The organism is Neobacillus sp. NPDC093127 (assembly GCF_044754175.1).
Lineage (GTDB): Bacteria > Bacillota > Bacilli > Bacillales > Cytobacillaceae > Neobacillus.
Window position 1 is genome coordinate 159,595 of the sequence record NZ_JBIVOP010000009.1, and the last position, 14,672, is coordinate 174,266.

At 39.9% G+C, this 14,672-nt stretch carries 16 protein-coding genes; all 16 read left to right on the top strand.

Features of this window, described 5'->3' with window-relative positions:
• The 16 genes from mgsA to ACIQCO_RS14570 all read left to right on the top strand — a co-directional run bounded on the left by mgsA (position 1) and on the right by ACIQCO_RS14570 (position 14,672).
• Positions 1-420: a methylglyoxal synthase gene (gene mgsA / locus ACIQCO_RS14495; protein ID WP_400429709.1), complete on the top strand. Its 420-nt coding sequence runs from the start codon at positions 1-3 to the stop codon at positions 418-420.
• Entirely contained in the window at positions 410-1,120 is a 711-nt protein-coding gene (gene bshB1 / locus ACIQCO_RS14500) for a bacillithiol biosynthesis deacetylase BshB1 (RefSeq protein WP_400429711.1), read from the top strand. Before mgsA ends, bshB1 begins: the two co-directional genes overlap by 11 nt.
• Before the next feature lie 3 nt (positions 1,121-1,123).
• The gene (bshA, locus tag ACIQCO_RS14505) at positions 1,124-2,251 is read left to right on the top strand and encodes an N-acetyl-alpha-D-glucosaminyl L-malate synthase BshA (protein ID WP_400429714.1); all 1,128 of its coding nucleotides are present in this window, start codon (positions 1,124-1,126) and stop codon (positions 2,249-2,251) included.
• Between the two features lie 11 nt (positions 2,252-2,262).
• A complete protein-coding gene (locus tag ACIQCO_RS14510; RefSeq protein WP_400429717.1) occupies positions 2,263-3,462 on the top strand; it encodes a CCA tRNA nucleotidyltransferase in 1,200 nt (399 codons plus the stop codon).
• Entirely contained in the window at positions 3,447-4,424 is a 978-nt protein-coding gene (locus tag ACIQCO_RS14515) for a biotin--[acetyl-CoA-carboxylase] ligase (protein ID WP_400429832.1), read from the top strand. The genes ACIQCO_RS14510 and ACIQCO_RS14515 overlap by 16 nt, the downstream gene beginning before the upstream one ends.
• A 259-nt stretch (positions 4,425-4,683) precedes the next feature.
• Positions 4,684-5,520, top strand: a complete 837-nt coding sequence (gene panB, locus ACIQCO_RS14520; RefSeq protein WP_400429719.1) for a 3-methyl-2-oxobutanoate hydroxymethyltransferase — start codon at positions 4,684-4,686, stop codon at positions 5,518-5,520.
• Positions 5,517-6,365, top strand: coding sequence for a pantoate--beta-alanine ligase (gene panC / locus ACIQCO_RS14525; protein WP_400429722.1), 849 nt, complete (start codon positions 5,517-5,519; stop codon positions 6,363-6,365). The genes panB and panC overlap by 4 nt, the downstream gene beginning before the upstream one ends.
• Positions 6,366-6,398: 33 nt before the next feature.
• On the top strand, positions 6,399-6,782 hold the full coding sequence (panD, locus tag ACIQCO_RS14530) for an aspartate 1-decarboxylase (protein WP_400429725.1): 384 nt from the start codon (positions 6,399-6,401) through the stop codon (positions 6,780-6,782).
• 103 nt (positions 6,783-6,885) lie between these two features.
• On the top strand, positions 6,886-9,690 hold the full coding sequence (gene dinG, locus ACIQCO_RS14535) for an ATP-dependent DNA helicase DinG (RefSeq protein ID WP_400429728.1): 2,805 nt from the start codon (positions 6,886-6,888) through the stop codon (positions 9,688-9,690).
• 52 nt (positions 9,691-9,742) lie between these two features.
• The gene (locus tag ACIQCO_RS14540; RefSeq protein ID WP_400429731.1) at positions 9,743-10,594 is read left to right on the top strand and encodes a ComEC/Rec2 family competence protein; all 852 of its coding nucleotides are present in this window, start codon (positions 9,743-9,745) and stop codon (positions 10,592-10,594) included.
• A gap of 305 nt (positions 10,595-10,899) precedes the next feature.
• Positions 10,900-11,070 carry a YpmA family protein gene (locus ACIQCO_RS14545; RefSeq protein ID WP_400429733.1) on the top strand — a complete coding sequence of 57 codons (171 nt, stop codon included), beginning with the start codon at positions 10,900-10,902 and terminating at the stop codon, positions 11,068-11,070.
• A 12-nt stretch (positions 11,071-11,082) separates the two neighbouring features.
• Positions 11,083-11,556, top strand: a complete 474-nt coding sequence (locus ACIQCO_RS14550; protein ID WP_400429735.1) for a cell wall elongation regulator TseB-like domain-containing protein — start codon at positions 11,083-11,085, stop codon at positions 11,554-11,556.
• A gap of 32 nt (positions 11,557-11,588) precedes the next feature.
• A complete protein-coding gene (locus ACIQCO_RS14555; RefSeq protein ID WP_400429834.1) occupies positions 11,589-12,776 on the top strand; it encodes a pyridoxal phosphate-dependent aminotransferase in 1,188 nt (395 codons plus the stop codon).
• A 123-nt stretch (positions 12,777-12,899) separates the two neighbouring features.
• Positions 12,900-13,598 carry a DnaD domain-containing protein gene (locus ACIQCO_RS14560; protein ID WP_400429737.1) on the top strand — a complete coding sequence of 233 codons (699 nt, stop codon included), beginning with the start codon at positions 12,900-12,902 and terminating at the stop codon, positions 13,596-13,598.
• 56 nt (positions 13,599-13,654) lie between these two features.
• Positions 13,655-14,317: an endonuclease III gene (gene nth, locus ACIQCO_RS14565; protein ID WP_400429739.1), complete on the top strand. Its 663-nt coding sequence runs from the start codon at positions 13,655-13,657 to the stop codon at positions 14,315-14,317.
• Positions 14,310-14,672, top strand: coding sequence for a YpoC family protein (locus ACIQCO_RS14570; protein ID WP_400429741.1), 363 nt, complete (start codon positions 14,310-14,312; stop codon positions 14,670-14,672). Before nth ends, ACIQCO_RS14570 begins: the two co-directional genes overlap by 8 nt.

Genomic DNA, 14,672 nt, shown 5'->3' on the forward strand with positions numbered 1-14,672 from the left:
ATGAATATAGCCTTAATCGCCCATGATGAAAAGAAAAATGATCTTGTCCAATTTGTAACAGCCTATCAAGAAATATTTAAGAAACATACTCTGTTTGCAACGGGCACAACCGGCTTACGAATTAATGAAGCTACGGGATTGTCCATTACCCGCTATCAATCCGGTCCGCTTGGCGGTGATCAGCAAATTGGTGCAAGGATTGCCCAAAATCAAATGGATGCAATTTTCTTCTTTCGCGATCCGTTAACAGCTCAGCCTCATGAACCGGACGTGACCGCACTTGTCAGACTTTGTGATGTATATTCCATTCCACTTGCAACCAATATGGGAACGGCAGAATTATTAATTAGAGGTTTAGAACTGGGCTTAATCGATTGGAGAAATATCGTTAAAGAAAATGGTGAAGTAAATGGAGGTTAAACCGTTACATATTCTTGCTTTCGGAGCCCATGCTGATGATGTGGAAATTGGCATGGCAGGTACGATAGCGAAACTGGCATCTGAAGGGAAACGTATCGGTATTTGTGATTTAACAGATGCTGATCTTTCCTCCAACGGAAATGTCACGTTAAGAAAAGCAGAAGCGAGCCTTGCCGCTGAAATTTTAGGTGTTTGCTTACGGACTTCGCTGGCACTACCTGATAGGGGCTTGTTCTTAAATGATGATTACATAAGGAAGATTGCCGGTATCATTCGAACATACAAACCTCAAGTTGTCTTTGCTCCCTATTTTGAGGACCGCCACCCTGACCATGGGAATTGTGCCCGCCTTGTGGAGGAGGCGGTTTTTTCAGCTGGCATTAAGAAATATCACACAGAAGAAGGTAACGGACCGCACCGAGTGGATAAACTGCATTTTTATATGATTAATGGTTTCCATAAGCCGGATTTTACCACTGATGTCACAATGTTTATTGACAAAAAGCTGGCTGCATTAAGGGCATATAAAAGCCAATTTGAACAAACAGACCAAAGCTTCAATACGCCGCTCGTCAATGGCTATATTGAAACAGTTGAAGCACGGGAAAGAATGTTTGGTAAATTGGTTGGCGTTCCCTTTGCAGAAGGCTTTAAAACAAAGGTTCCAATCCTTTTGAAGCAAGATTTGATAGGAGATTGAAAGATGAGGAAACTAAAAATTGGGATTACCTGTTATCCAACCGTGGGTGGATCAGGTGTAGTAGCCACAGAGCTTGGGAAAATGCTGGCAGAAAAGGGCCATGAGATTCACTTTATCTCTTCAAGCATTCCTTTCAGGCTTAATAAAATGTACCATAACATTTATTACCATCAAGTCGAAGTCAATCAATATTCTGTTTTTCAATATGCGCCTTATGATATTGCCCTGGCAAGTAAAATGGCGGAGGTAGCAAATCGGGAGAAATTAGATTTGCTTCATGTTCATTATGCCATTCCCCACGCGGTATGTGCGATATTAGCGAAGCAAATGAGTCACAGAGATATAAAAATTGTCACGACACTACATGGTACAGACATAACAGTATTAGGGTATGATCCATCATTAACAGATGCGATTAAGTTCGGTATCGAAAAATCTGATGTTGTGACCGCTGTTTCCAAGGCGCTAGTTGATCAAACCTATGAGCTAATCAATCCGGATCAGCAAATTGAAACTGTCTATAATTTTATTGATGAGCGAATCTACCATAAAAGGGATGCAAGTACACTTAAGGGAGAATACGCGATTAAAGAAGAAGAGAAAGTGATCATCCATGTCTCAAATTTTCGGGCTGTAAAACGCGTCCAGGATGTTGTGAAAACCTTTGCGAAAATTTCCGCCACTATGCCGGCGAAATTATTGTTAGTTGGAGACGGACCTGAAATGACGTTAGTTTGTAAACAAGTAAGGCAGCTCGGGTTAGAGGACCAGGTTCTTTTCCTTGGAAAACAAGAGAATCTTGAGGAATTATATTCCATCAGTGATTTGATGCTGTTACTTTCGGAAAAGGAAAGCTTTGGGCTGGTAGCGTTAGAGGCAATGGCCTGTGGCGTTCCGTGTATTGGGACAAATGCTGGCGGAATCCCAGAAGTCATTTTGCACGGAGAAACAGGATTTATTTGTGATGTAGGAGACATAGAAGAGATTTCAAATAAAGCAATTACGCTGTTAAATGATCAACATCTTCATCAGCAGTTTTCCAAGCTATCAGTTGAAACGGTTAAAACAACCTTCAATGCCGCTAAAATTGTTGAACAATATGAACAATTATATTTTAAATTAATGAATTAAGGTGAAGTATGATGATTGAACCTTTTTTATCAGCCAATCCTGTGTTAAGGAAATTAGAGGATGCCGGCTACGAGGCCTATTTTGTTGGCGGTTCCGTTAGGGATTTCCTTTTAAAGAGAAGGATTAGCGACGTAGATATTGCTTCATCGGCAACACCTGATGAAGTGAAATCCATCTTTCTGAAAACGGTCGATATTGGAATTGAGCATGGAACGGTGCTTGTGTTATTTAACGGCGGATCGTATGAAATTACCACCTTTAGGACGGAAGCGGACTATCAGGACTATCGCCGGCCGAAAGAGGTAGCGTTTATCCGTAATCTTCAAGATGACTTAAAGCGCAGGGATTTTACAATGAATGCGATTGCGATGGATCGAAATGGAAAACTAATTGACCCCTTTGATGGACAGACTGCGATCAGAGATAAAATAATTCAAACAGTTGGTAAGGCAGAAGAACGTTTCGGTGAAGATGCGTTAAGAATGTTGCGTGCGGTTCGGTTTGTAAGCCAGCTCGCTTTTACAATTGAAAAGGATACGATAACGGCATTAATCAAGCAGATTGATTTACTTAAGAATATTGCTGTTGAAAGAAAAAAAGCAGAGTTTGAAAAACTTTTAAATGGCAAGAATCAGAAGGAAGCAATCAAGGTTTTGCTTGATACGAATCTATTTCTTTATTTGCCGGGTTTGGCGACTAAGAAACAGCAATTAAAGCAATTGTTAAACTTTCAATGTGAAAGTCTAAATAAAAATGAAATGTGGTCAATATTGCTTTTTTGTTTAGAAATAATGGAAAAGTCGGCCGGGACATTTTTAAGAGAGTGGCGCATGCCAATTAAAGACATAAGAGAAATACAACAAATGCTGCTCTTCCTAGAAAAAAGACTACAGCAGGAATGGTCCGTTTATGATTTATATAGGGCAGGTCATGACAACATCCTATCCGTTGAAAAGCTATACGTGGTCATTAACGGGATAACTGAAACAGATTCAATGGATCATTGGTTAGACCTGTACGAGAAGCTGCCAATCAAGCATGTCTCTGACATACATGTCACAGGAAACGATGTGATGGAATGGTTCGAAAAAAGCGGCGGACCCTGGCTGAAAGAGACGCTATTGAGGATAGAAGCGGCAATCGTGGCAGGGGAATTGGAAAATAATAAACAAAAGATTAAGGAGTGGCTATTGACGTGCAGTCCGAATTAAGAAAAGAGTTACTTGATGCCTTTACTAAAGCCGGCGACGTCTATTTATCCGGGCAGCATCTTGCTGAGGTAATTGGCTGCTCAAGGACGGCTGTGTGGAAGCACATTGAGGAATTAAGGAAAGAAGGCTTTGAATTAGAGGCTGTTCGAAATAGAGGCTATCGGATTCTAAAAACACCGGAAAAGATAACCGCCGATGAAATAAGACTTGGCTTGACAACGGAATTCATCGGCAGGAACATTCACTATCAAGAAAGTGTCGAATCGACACAAAAAATTGCCCATCAGTTCGCATCTGAGGATGTACCGGAAGGAACGGTTATTATTGCGGAAGAGCAAAGATCCGGTAAAGGCAGAATGAGCAGAAAATGGCATTCACCAAAATATACAGGTATTTGGATGAGTCTTATACTTAGGCCAAATATCCCGCTGACCAATGCCCCGCAATTGACACTATTAACAGCTGTAGCAGTTGTTCAGGCGGCGGAAGAAATTACCGGACTGCAGCCGGAAATAAAGTGGCCCAATGATATATTACTGCATGGAAAAAAGGTAACAGGGATCTTAACAGAACTGCAGGCAGAAGCGGACAGAATACATTCCATTATTATTGGAATTGGCATTAACGTCAACCAGCGGAAAGAGGAATTCCCAGATGAGCTTCAAGAAATAGCCAGCTCACTAGCGATTGAAAAAGGGGAGACGATTTCCCGGGCAGCGTTAATTAGAAGTGTTTTTAAACATTTTGAAAAATTGTATCTACTCTATTTAGAGAAAGGCTTTTTTCCGATTAAGCTTTTATGGGAAAGCTATGCAGTCAGTATCGGCAAAGAATTGAAGGCAAGAACGTTAACAAACGTAATTGAAGGAACAGCACTGGGCATCACCGATGAAGGTGTTTTAAAAATAGAGGACCAATCTGGTGTCATCCACCATGTTTATTCTGCAGATATCGAACTATGAATCGTATCATTAAGATTAATATTCCTTGCATGTAGTATGTACATTTTGTATGATAATTTCAATGGGCAGTATCCTTGGGAACTGCACCGTCTTGTGATAACAATAAAAAAGGTTTCTGCCTAGATCCGTTTTTTCGGACCGGGACAGAGGGATGGAACACGCAAAAGAGTAACAAAGATCCTCTGCCTTCAGAAGGATCTTTTTATTTGCTCTTCGAATCCGTTTTATCGCCTCTCCCATTATAAAAGGAGGGAAAAAGATGAAGCAGACAACAGATTTTTTGAAAATGAAGGAAAAGAACGAGAAGATTGTCATGTTAACTGCCTATGATTATCCATCTGCTAAACAAGCTGAACAGGGTGAAGTTGACGTTATTTTAGTTGGCGACTCACTTGGAATGGTGGTTCTAGGTTACGATTCTACTATCCCAGTAACAATTGAGGATATGATTCATCACACGAAAGCAGTTAAACGCGGAGCAAAAGATACATTTATTGTCGTAGATATGCCATTTTTGACCTATCATCTATCAGTTAGAGATACATTAATAAACGCAGGCAGACTCATTCAGGAGACCGGCGCTCACGCTGTAAAACTTGAAGGAGCCGACGAGGTTATTGAAAAGATCTCGGCCCTTACAAAGGCAGGAATTCCTGTTTGTGCCCACCTTGGTCTAACACCGCAATCCGTTGGTGTTTTGGGTGGCTATAAGGTCCAAGGCAAAGATGCGCATGCAGCGAAAAAGTTACTCGAAGATGCAAAAGGGTGTGAAGAAGCAGGTGCCTTTGCTGTTGTCTTGGAATGTGTACCGAAGCAGCTGGCAGAGGAAGTGGCAAAGTCCATTTCCATTCCTGTGATCGGGATTGGCGCTGGAATCAATGTGGATGGCCAGGTTCTTGTCTATCATGATATTTTAGGCTATGGTGTGGAACGAGTGCCGAAGTTTGTCAAACAATACCATTCCGTTAATCCGTTTATGATTGAATCGATTCAAGCCTATGCAGCAGATGTGAAAAATAATCGGTTTCCGGAAGATAAACATACCTTTACGATGAAGGAAGAAGAACTAAAGGTACTATATGGAGGCAAGGAATGAAGGTTATTACCACCATTAAGGAAATAAAAGAAGAAATCGTGAAACAAAAAGGGTTAGGAAAAACGATTGGCTTTGTCCCAACAATGGGATTTCTGCATGAAGGTCATTTAACCCTGATCAAGAAAGCAAGGCAGCAAAATGATATTGTCGTCATCAGTATTTTTGTCAATCCTTTACAGTTCGGTCCAACAGAGGATTATGCGGAATATCCCCGCGATTTTGAGCGTGACCAGGCCTTAGCCGAAAGTGAGCAGGTTGATTACCTTTTTTACCCGTCAGTAGATGAAATGTATCCCAATGACTTATCCGTAAGAGTGACGGTTCAAGAACGGACCGATGTTTTATGCGGGAAATCCCGTCCCGGTCATTTTGACGGTGTTGCCACTGTCATCACAAAATTATTTAACATCGTGATGCCGGATAGAGCCTATTTCGGTAAAAAGGATGCACAGCAAGTGGCTGTTATTGACGGTTTAATTTCTGATTTTAATTTCCCAGTCGAGCTTATTGCCGTCGACATTGTTCGAGAACAGGATGGGCTGGCAAAAAGTTCCCGTAATGTCAATCTCTTACCTGAGGAAAGAATTCAGGCAGCCGTGCTTTATAAAAGCTTAGTTGCGGCAAAGGAAGCCATTAATCAAGGTGAACAAAATCCTTCTCGATTAATCGAGTTAATCAGTGGAATGATTACAAGTGAATCAAACGGACAAATTGATTATGTCGAAATTTTCTCTTATCCAAGGTTAAAACCATTGGAAAAAATAGAGGGTTCCATAATCATAGCGGTCGCTGTAAAATTTACTAAGGTTCGCTTAATCGATAATTTCATAATTCATCTAGATTAGACTTGAAAAAGTGACAACAGGGGAGGAATTCGTTTGTTTCGTACTATGATGAACGGTAAGATCCATCGAGCAACCGTAACAGAAGCTAATTTAAATTATGTAGGCAGTATTACAATAGATGAGGATATTTTAGATGCTGTTGGCATGATAGCGAATGAAAAAGTTCAAATTGTCAATAACAATAATGGTGCCCGGCTTGAAACCTATATTATTCCCGGTGAAAGAGGCAGCGGTGTTATTTGCCTAAATGGCGCGGCAGCCCGCCTTGTCCAAAAAGGTGATATTGTTATCATTATTTCTTATGCGATTATAGCTGAAGAAAAGGTAGCCTCTCACAATCCACGAGTGGCAATCATGGATGAAAACAATCGCATTAAAGAACTGATCCATAAAGAACCTGCACTCACAGTTATGTAAGTCCCCGATTTTCGGGGATTTTTTTACTTGCCGGGTATGTTTGTTTCCTTTTTTGTTTTTTTATGATACCGTTTAATGAACGAAGGTCCGGGGTGTTAATGGAATGTCAAATAAATTTGTTGTAATTGATTTGGAAACAACGGGAAACTTGCCGAAAAAGGGCGATAAAATCATTCAATTTGGTGCTGTGGTCATTGAAAATGGAACCATCACTGATAGATTTTCGGCCCTAATTAATCCGCAAAAATCGATACCTGCTTTTATCGAAGAACTGACCGGTATCAATGATGAAATGGTCAAGAATGCCCCGTTGTTTGCTGAAATAACTGAGAAGGTCATGTCTATGCTAGACGGGGCTTACTTTGTAGCACATAATGTGCTTTTTGATTTATCATTTCTTCAAGAAGAATTAATCCAAGCCGGAATAGAAGGATTTTATGGCCCTGTTCTTGATACGGTGGAAATGGCAAGAATTCTTTTTCCTACAGCTGATGGTTATAAGCTAACAGATTTAGCGGAGAAAGAAAACCTGCAGCATGACCACCCGCATCAGGCTGATAGCGATGCCCAGGTTACCGCCGAATTATTTCTTATTCTGCTAAAACGATTATCATCGCTGCCGATGGTAACACTTAAGCAGCTTACACAGTTATCAGGCGCGCTAAAAAGCGATTTGCAGCAGATGCTCGATGAAATAACAGTCAATAAGGATATGGACGCGGAGGAATTACCCAATTCTATTGAAATTTATCGAAATTTAGCATTAAAGAAACGGACTCCTTTAGTGGACTATGACGAAGGAGTCAAGATAGATTGTCAGTACCCATCAACTGAGGAAGAGAAAATTGGGGTTGTTAAACAAGGCTTTGAGTTCTTTGAGAAAAGGACTGGCCAATTTAGAATGATGGACACTGTTTATCAAGCATTTCAAAATGACAAACATACTCTAATCGAAGCTGGTACCGGGGTAGGTAAATCTCTTGGATACCTGCTGCCTGCTGCCTGGTTTTCAAAACAAACAAAAGCTCCTATTGTCGTCAGTACACATACGATTCAACTGCAAGAACAACTTCTAAAAAAGGAAATTCCGCTTTTAGAAAAAATCCTTCCCTTTAAAATAAACTCGGTGCTTCTTAAGGGAAGAAACCATTATTTAAGTTTAGAAAAGTTTTCGCAGACATTGATGGATGAAAATGATAATTATGATACCACCTTAACAAAAATGCAAATTCTCGTCTGGCTGACTGAAACAGAAACCGGAGATAAGGATGAATTAAATCTTTCCAGCGGTGGTTTTATTTACTGGAATAAAATCAAAAATGAAGCACCTATTTTTTCACAGAAGGAAGATTGGCAGGAAAAGGATTTTTATCAAAAAGCAAAAAGGGATGCGCAAGCGGCTGATATTATTATTACTAACCATTCCTTGTTATTAAGTGATATTAAAGGAGAAGGCTCCATCTTACCTGCCTTTGATTATGTGATCATTGATGAAGGCCATCACCTTGAGAAAGTTGCGAGCCATTTTTTTGGCCATTCTCTTGATTACCTATCCGCAAGGTTGATGATTGGTCAATTTGGACAATATGAGCAAAAACAACTCTTTTATGAGATGGAAGGTCTATTGGCTGTCACTTCTAGACAAAAGGCAAAACTGCCTCATACCTTTGAGTTGAACCAGATGGTCATCGATCTTACTTATGAAATGGATGAATTTTTTAAGCTAATTGCCGTTTATGCAAAAGCGAAGCTGGCAAATAAAAAAGGGTTTAATCGGGTAAAAGTACGATTTTCTCATTTAGAGAGCGGAAAGGAAAGAAGTGCACTTGTCCATAGTGCAGAAAGAACTGCTTTCTTACTGAAGGATTTACATTCAGCAATAATGGACCGCCTCGACTCGATTAAGAGAGCGAAAGGTACCTTAACAGCGGCGGAAGAGAATAAATTGGAAGAACTCTATTTATTCGGCCAGGAACTGTCGGAGTTAAGGAAGACGGTGATGAAGTGCTTTTTAAACGAATCCAAGGATGTAAAATGGATTGAAATGGATACCCGCTCACCACAAAATATCACCACCTTTTTGGCACAGCCTGCTTTTGTGGCAGATCAGCTTAGGGAAAAATTTTTTCAAGTTAAAAAGGCAGTTGTCCTTACGTCTGCCACTCTAACGGTTAATCATTCTTATAGCTATATCATGAAAGAATTAGGTCTTAATGCCGACGTAACTGTTCAACAATCGATTCCTTCACCATTTGAATATAAAAATCAGGTTCAACTATTCATTCCTGAAGACTTGCCGGCCATAAATTCGGTTTCGTTGGATGAATATGTCATTGCGATAACCGAACATATTATCACAATCGCTGAAGCGACAAAAGGAAGAATGCTGCTCCTGTTTACGGCTTATGACATGCTGAAGAAAACGTATGAGCTCATTAAAGAAAGCGGCTTTCTAAATGAATATGTTCTGATAGCCCAAGGAATTACCAGTGGCAGCCGTACACGGCTAACACGGAATTTTCAGCGCTATGATAAGGCGATATTACTGGGGACAAGCAGTTTTTGGGAAGGTGTAGACATCCCAGGTGAAGATTTATCATGTCTTGTTATCGTCAGGCTCCCGTTTAGTTCACCGGAGGAGCCGCTGACTGAGGCGAAATGCCAATTAATTAGTGAGCAGGGCGGAAATGCCTTTTCTGAATACTCCCTGCCAGAAGCGATTCTTCGCTTTAAGCAAGGGTTTGGGCGCTTGATTCGTACCGAAAAAGACCGAGGAATTATGATTGTATTTGACCATCGCATTGTAACGACCAAATACGGGAAAGCTTTTTTGAAATCAATCCCGAAGGTCCCTGTAAAAAATGGAACGATTAATGAATTGGTTGAGTTGATTCATTCTTGGTTATGATAATATTGGAAATTCATCACATCCTATAAGTGAATAAATCGGAGGAATGTGTATGAGAATATTGCTAATGTTAATGACCCTATTTGTTATAGGCACTTTTTCAGTACATGCAGAACCATTTATTTCCGAAAAGGTTGAAAACATTGATTTAAAGTTAAAGGAAGATGAAGCGGCTGTGTCTTTTTTGGGTCTTACTAAAGGGGAAGCAATATTGCTCCAAGGCCCAAATGATAAAAATATATTAGTTAATGCCGGGGGTAAAGGGTCAAAAGCAGAATTGGAAGCTTGGTTAAGTCTTTATGGTGTAAAAGAAATCTCAGCCTTAATTCTGACAAACAACGGACAGGAACAATCTTTCGATAAACTCAATCAGCTGATAGCTAAATATAACATTAAAGAAATAATTACTACGCGCGAGATTTCCAACCAACTGACAGGAAATTTAGAGCAAATAAAACAAATTTCTATCTTACCTTGGGGGTCAGGGGCAAAGAAGGAAATTCTCCCGCAGATGACGGCTGAAGTCCAGTTCAGTGGCCATGAAAAAGAAGAAGGTATGGATTTAACTCTGCAATTTTTTAAACACACTATTTTTTTGATGAGCTCATGCAGCCATCAATCAGAGCAAATCCTCCTTAAGAAAAATCTAAAGGATGTCAATATTTTCAAGCTCCCACTTTATACTAAGGAAGACTCTTTATCCGGAAAATTGATTGAATATCTTAATCCGCAAATAGCCATCCTTTTTACAGAAGAAAAGCAAAAGCTCGATCGTGACATCCTTGACGATTTGCATGATACATGGTCGGAGATTTATTTAACAAAAAAACAGGCTGCGACAACGATTAAATTAACTAAAACAAATTATGAAGTCATTACCATCCCAATCATACCAGAAGAATAAGTGCAGGCTTTTATAAGAAGGCTATGTTAAAGCACATTGTTGATTTTGAGTACAATGTTGATTGGAGTGGAAGGCGCGAGACTCCTGCGGGAGCAGCGGGACAGGTGAGACCCCGCAGGCGCGCAATTCGCCGAGGAGGCTCACCGCCCGCCCCGCGGAAAGCGAAGCGCCTGGAACGGAAATCAACATTCACTTCTAACACAGCCTATAAAAAAATCTTCTATATTAGCCGTGAATCACCATCCGTTAAAGGCATATTCCTGTTATAATAATTGAGAAGATTCTAGAAAAAGAGGAGAATATGGATGGAAAGTAAAATTGATATTATTTCAACAATTAAAATCCAGTATAGTCCGGATTTGTATAAGGTTGTTGATGCCCTTAATCGAAGCTTAAAAGATAAGGACCTCATGTTTGGACTAGCCCTTGATAAAGAAGATAAAAATAAAGCGATTTTTACCATATATCGTACATAAAGAAGTGATTAAATGAAAAAATGGATTTTATTTCTCGTGTTATTCATTGTAGTTGTTTTGGGAATTTCAATAAAAGTATATTTTTCATCAGTGGAACCTGTAAAAGCCGCTGAAAAAAAGGCTGTCGCGCTGGCAAATGAAAAGACTGCATTAAGCAAAGTGGTAGATTTTCATATTTATAGCGGCTTAGAAACAGTTGATGTAATTGAAGGGAAAGATAAAAAGGGCGAAGAAATTATCATTTGGATTCCCGAAAAGAGTAAGAATCTGATTGTAAAAAAAGCAAGTGATGGTCTATCTAAAGAGGAAGCCATTCAAAAATTATTAGAAGAAAAAAACCCAAAAAAAATCATCTCAGTCCGGTTGGGAATGGAAAAAAATATCCCATTATGGGAAATTTATTACCGTTCTGAAAATAATTTAATAAATTATTATTATATTGACTTTGAAACTGGTGAGTGGCTGAAAAAGATTGAGAACCTATAGCATCACTGGAGACGGGAGGAAGAGGAATGGAAATAGAATTAGCAGATAGGGTACTGGCATTAACCCCTTCTTCAACATTAGCCATTACGGCTAAAGCAAAGGAATTAAAGGAACAGGGAGTCGATGTCATTGGGTTAGGTGCCGGGGAGCCGGACTTTAATACACCTAACCATATTTTGGAGGCAGCCTATCGTTCAATGAATGAGGGGCATACAAAGTACACTCCTTCAGCAGGATTACCTGCCCTTAAAAAGGCGATCATCAAGAAGTTTGAAACCGATCAAGGGCTTAGCTATAAACCGAATGAAATCATTGTCGGTAACGGAGCAAAGCATGCGCTTTATACCCTGTTCCAGGTGCTTTTAAACGATGGAGATGAGGTTATTATTCCTGCTCCTTATTGGGTAAGCTACCCTGAACAAGTTAAATTGGCAGGTGGTGTCCCGGTTTATATTGAGGGGCTTGAACAAAATCATTTTAAGATAACACCAGAGCAATTGCTTAAGGCAATTACAAAAAAGACAAAAGCGGTTATTATCAACTCTCCTAGTAATCCGACAGGTGTTTTATATACTGCGGAAGAACTGTTGGAACTAGGCAAAATTTGTTTAGAGGAAAACGTTTTAATCGTTTCTGATGAAATTTATGAAAAGCTTATTTACGGAGAGGCCCGGCATGTTTCGATTGCCGAACTTTCACCAGAGCTTAAAGAGCAAACGATTATCATTAACGGTGTATCCAAGTCACATTCCATGACGGGCTGGAGAATTGGCTATGCTGCCGGCAATAAACAGGTGATTGAAGCAATGACTAATTTAGCTAGTCATAGTACCTCAAATCCTACAACGACCGCTCAATATGCGGCAATTGCTGCTTACAATGGTCCGCAGGAGGCTGTAGAGGAGATGCGTCTGGCATTTGAAAAAAGATTAGCGATTATTTATGATAAATTAGTAGCTATACCTGGCTTTACTTGTGTTAAGCCGCAAGGGGCTTTTTATCTTTATCCAAATGTTAGGGCAGCAGCCGAGATGACTGGTTTTCCTCATGTCGATGACTTTGCCGAGGCATTATTAGTTGAAGCGAAAGTAGCCGTCATCCCTGGGTCAGGTTTTGGCACACCTGATAATATTCGCTTATCCTATGCGACTTCATTAGAACAATTAGAAAACGCAGTTTCCAGAATACACCAGTTTGTTACGGCGAAAGTTAAGATATAATCTTCTTTAGAGGTTTAACAAAAAGTCTGCAAATGGCAGGCTTTTTGCTTTCCAAAGATGGATACCCAATCTTCTTACTCGAATTGTTTGTTCATGGTATACTTATCAGGAGGTGTCCTAAAGATGAAATCCAACATATTATCATGGATCTATGAAGGTAATATTACAGTACCTGCTTTATTATTTTCAGAGTATCGTAAACTTAATCTAAATGAAATTGAACTTGTTCTTTTATTAAATATTCTAACCTTTTTAGAAAAGGGACATGAATTTCCTACTCCAGAAGAACTTTCAGCACGGATGACGATTTCCGTGTCAGACTGTAACGAAATGCTTAGAAGGCTGATTCAAAGAGGTTTTATTGAAATCACTGATGAATATTCGAATGAAGGCATTCGTTTTGAAAAATATTCGGTGAAACCTTTGTGGGGAAAACTCGTAGACCAGTTCCTAATTAACAACAAAACAAATAAAGAAATGGATAAGAAAGCTGAAGAGACCGATCTATATACTTGTTTTGAGAAGGAGTTTGGCCGCCCGTTATCTCCCTTTGAATGTGAGTCGCTTGGGATGTGGATGGATGATGATCATCATGATCCTATCATTATAAAAGCTGCGCTAAGGGAAGCTGTAATGTCGGGAAAATTAAATTTCCGCTATATTGATAGAATTCTTTTTGAATGGAAGAAAAGTGGAATTAGAACGATTGAGCAGGCAAAAAATCACGGACAAAAATTCCGCCAAAGGCAAACGCAAAAGATAAATCCAAAAGTTGAATCACAGCAGCCTTCTGTCCCTTTTTATAATTGGCTAGAACAATAATCATTCATAAGCGAGGGGAGACCCCCTCGTTTTTATTTTGTCGAAGGGGTGATATTATGCTTAATAATACTGAAATCCGTTATTGTTTGGATCAAATGGGTGAAATGTTTCCGGAAGCCCATTGTGAATTAAATCATGCTAATCCATTTGAACTTATCATTGCAGTGTCTTTATCAGCACAATGCACGGATGTCTTAGTCAATAAGGTCACAAAAGATTTGTTTGAAAAATATAAAACACCTGAAGATTATTTACAGGTTTCAATTGAAGAATTGCAAAATGATATTCGTTCCATCGGTCTTTATCGAAATAAAGCAAAAAATATTCAAAGCCTGTGCCGGATGGTTCTAGATGAATATGGCGGCGAAATCCCGATGGATCGTGATGAATTGACCAAGCTGCCTGGTGTGGGCAGGAAAACAGCCAATGTGGTCGTGTCGGTGGCTTTTAACATCCCGGCGATTGCGGTCGATACCCATGTGGAAAGGGTGAGTAAGCGGCTGGGGATTTGCCGCTGGAAGGATTCAGTTCTGGAGGTAGAAAAGACACTGATGAGAAAAATTCCGGCTAAGGAGTGGTCTGTGACTCATCACCGGTTAATTTTCTTTGGCAGGTATCATTGTAAGGCACAAAACCCCCAATGCCCAAGCTGCCCATTGTTAGAGCTGTGCAGAGAAGGGAAGAAAAGGATGAAAGCGAAGGCTGCCGTTAATGGGTAATCAAGAGCGGGAAGTATCAGAGTTACTAGTGGAATGGCGCAACCGGAGAGAACAGCTGGAGGCATTACTCCATCAACGTCATCTCGGAAGTACTCAGGAATTGATGGAGCAGGGAATTAATTTATATGTGCAATTATTATTTCTTTCAAACGGACTACCTGTGTCCTTAGGTGCTAGTATTCCTTTTAATCAATTTGATTTAAAGCCCGTTAATATTGAGGAGAGATTAGCGTTTATTAAGTCACGTCCAAGCTTATATCATTCATTTCGGCAGTTGTCGGAACTGATGGTTGAACAAGAAAAACTTTTTGTAAAACATAGGGCTATGAAAAAATCGTCCAGGCCAAAGGCCTAG